This window comes from Flexivirga sp. YIM B11880 (genome assembly GCF_058148645.1).
The window spans coordinates 1-1,159 of sequence record NZ_JBMAMH010000039.1 but is presented as its reverse complement, the minus strand read 5'-3'; the positions used below and the strand labels follow the sequence as shown (position 1 = coordinate 1,159).

The 1,159-nt window shown below is 62.2% G+C and carries 1 protein-coding gene; it reads left to right on the top strand.

The annotated features are described in order from the left end of the window. The first annotated feature begins 51 nt into the window (after positions 1 to 51). A complete protein-coding gene (locus ACN8HC_RS19730; RefSeq protein WP_490076545.1) occupies positions 52 to 1,143 on the top strand; it encodes an IS630 family transposase in 1,092 nt (363 codons plus the stop codon). Positions 1,144 to 1,159 lie beyond the last annotated feature (16 nt).

Sequence of the window (1,159 nt, the reverse complement as noted above, 5' to 3'; positions counted from 1 at the left end):
CTAGTGGTGTGTCCCGCAAATAACTAGTGGAATACGCGATATCCTTGCTCCATGAGCGCACCTGCAGCCCCACCGTTGTCGATGTCGGACAGTCAGCGGGCCACCTTGGAACAGTTGTCTCGATCTCAGACTGCCGCGCATCGGCAGGTGCAGCGGGCGAAGGTGTTGCTGCTGGCTGCGGATGGTGTTGCTAACACGCGGATCTCGGAGCTGGTTGGGGTGACGCCGGTGACGGTGCGGGCGTGGCGGACACGGTTCGGGGAGGAGGGGCTGTCCAAGTTGGGGCAGGTCCGCCAGGGACGTGGTCGCAAGACGAGCATCAGCCAGGAGCAGGTTAAGGCGATCGTGCACGACACGTTGCACACCAAACCCGCGGGGCAGACGCACTGGTCGTGCCGCACGATGGCCAAGCATGCGGGCGTGAGTTCGGCGACGGTGCAACGGATTTGGCACGACCTGGGCATCAAGCCGCACCGGGTGGACACGTTCAAGGTCAGCAACGACCCACGGTTTGAGGAGAAGCTGACCGACGTGGTCGGGTTGTATTTGAACCCGCCGCAGAAGGCGGTGGTGCTGTGCCTGGATGAGAAGTCTCAGATTCAGGCGCTGGATCGCACCCAGGCATCGCTGCCGATGGTCAAGGGCCGCGGAGCGACGATGACTCACGATTACAAACGCAACGGCACGACCACGCTGTTCGCGGCGTTGAACGTGCTCTCCGGCCAGGTGACCGGGCGTTGCTTCGACCGGCACCGGCACGAGGAATTCCTGAAGTTCTTGAAGGTCATCGACGCCGAAGTGCCCACGGGGCAATCGATTCACGTGATCCTGGACAACTACGCGACCCACAAGCACGCCGACGTCCAACGCTGGCTGAAGCGGCACAAGCGGTTCCACCTGCACTTCATCCCGACCTCGTCATCCTGGCTGAACCAGGTCGAACGCTGGTTCCGCGACCTCGATGTCAGGGCGCTGCGGCGGGGTAGCTTCAACTCGGTGCCCGATCTCATCGCCGCGATTGAGGACTACCTGCAGGCCAACAACGACGACCCGACACCGTTCGTATGGACCGCAACCGCCGAATCGATCCTGGCCAAGGTCACCCGAGCCCGCCACAAGCTCAACGAAGTAGTTAATCAATGACGAGACGGACCACTAG

Excerpts from the sequence above, each read along its gene's own strand:
- ACN8HC_RS19730 (WP_490076545.1), top strand. The coding sequence starts at position 52 with ATGAGCGCACCTGCAGCCCCACCGTTGTCGATGTCGGACAGTCAGCGG.